2 protein-coding genes are annotated in these 1920 nt (G+C 33.9%); both read right to left on the reverse strand.

The features are described 5' to 3' along the window. Positions 1-245: 245 nt before the first annotated feature. Complete coding sequence (locus AC1M86_RS14730; protein WP_092768994.1) at positions 246-959, reverse strand: tetratricopeptide repeat protein; 714 nt, start codon at positions 957-959, stop codon at positions 246-248. 21 nt (positions 960-980) lie between these two features. Next, positions 981-1920: RHS repeat domain-containing protein (locus tag AC1M86_RS14735; protein ID WP_481608248.1), on the reverse strand; the 940-nt coding region annotated here is incomplete at its 5' end.

Raw genomic sequence — 1920 nt, forward strand, 5'->3', positions numbered from 1 at the left:
TTGTTGAATGTGGCTAAGTCGACCAAGCTCATCGTAACTATAGTGTTTTTCTTCACCATCAAAGGCTTGTTCTCGTGTGAGATAACCATAAATATTGTATTCGAATACGTATTCTGCATGGTTTTAGTGGAATATATTGATTCAAAAAAAATTCTAAAACATCATATACCTAAACTTTCATTTACTAATTTTATAAATAAAAGTTATTTTTTGAAAGCTATATTACTGAATAGACTAAAAAGAACCTAATTCTCCAACTTATTCAATCGCTGTCTTGCAGCTAAATTACCTTGATCTGCTGATTTCTTTATCCAGAATTTAGCTAATTCGATATCTTTTTTTACACCTAGTCCCTCAGCATACATGCTGCCTATTAAATATTGACCATCAGGATCATCTTGTTCAGCTGCTAATTTAAACAAATCAAATGCCTTATGAATATTTTTTTCAATTCCATATCCATTTAAGTACATACTTCCTAGATTAACTTGTGCTACAGAATATCCCTGATTAGCTGATAATCTATACATTTCTACAGCCACTTCTAAATCTTTAGGAACTTGAATACCATCCCTATAATAGTTTGCAAGATTATTCAATGCTTTAGAATTATTTAACTGAGCTGATACAACATACCAATTTTTTGATTTTTCCAAATCTTGTAATTGTCCATATTCATTATTACTATAAATTACTCCTAAATTATATTGAGCATCAGAATCACCATTTTCAGCAGCTTTATTTAACCAAAATATAGCATCATTAATATTCCTCTTGAAATTATTATCTCCGTTTAAATATAAAACTCCTAAATTATACTGGGCAACAGTATCACCACCTTCTGCTTTTTTAATAAGCACTTCATATTTCTGATTATCTTGTGTTATTTTAGAAGAATTATGACATGCCGTTATAAATAAAAGGCTTAAAAAAATTATAACACAACTTATTTTTTTCATACTTAACCTTCTACATTAGAGTTAGAATAAACCATGATTTACTAAATCCAAAGTATGATAACCCATTTTACTTGGAACTTCAGCTGGTCTAGGTATAGGTGGTAATTTTAGATCTGTTGTCGTTTGCTTGCCTTCTGACAACTTGACTCCAGCTACTTTACCAGCAATGGCTTTTTGTGTATAACCATATGTAGTTTGATCATCATTTATTCCACTACAATACTGCTTTTTGCCAGTGGCACCACACCCTTCATAATATTTACCATCTTGCCTTTCTCCCCAAACATATTTCTTGTCCTTCATTATTGCAGCTCCCCCATACAATCCAACACTTCTTTCCAAATTACTTTCTATGACTCCATCACCCTTATAGCTGGCACATCCACCCCCCCCTACACCAGCTGCAACACTAGCACACATTGCTTTACCAGATGCAGCTTTCTCAATCAATGCGGTTACGTAATTTGGAGAAACTCCATTATTGGAATTTTTTCTATTTTTTTGATTTCTTTCATAAGTTCTTAGTGCATCATTTGCTCCTATTGAATGATTAAAACCATGATCGCTTTTTTGGAGTTGCAACCCCAGTGGATCGATCCACTGATTCGGATCACTTACATAAGCGAAGTTATTTAAACCACCTAATAGACTGATCGGATCTTTGCTTACATAGCGCGCACAAAATGGTTCGTAATATCTGTAACGGTTGTAATGTAATCCTGTTTCCTCATCGTAATATTGCCCTTGGAAACGGATATCACTTTTTTCTAATGGATTCTCTTGGTTCTTTGTTTTGATCTGTTGTGTTTGTCCCCATGTATTCAGTGTTAACTCCCAGATACATTCACCTTGCTCATTACTTAAAGCTTGAGGTGTACCAACTTGGTCACAGTGGTAGAACGCAATCTGTTCTAACTCTGTTGGACTCTTCCTTGAGTCTGTTCTCCACACTGGATCTTTA

It is taken from the genome of Acinetobacter sp. ANC_7654, assembly GCF_056779855.1.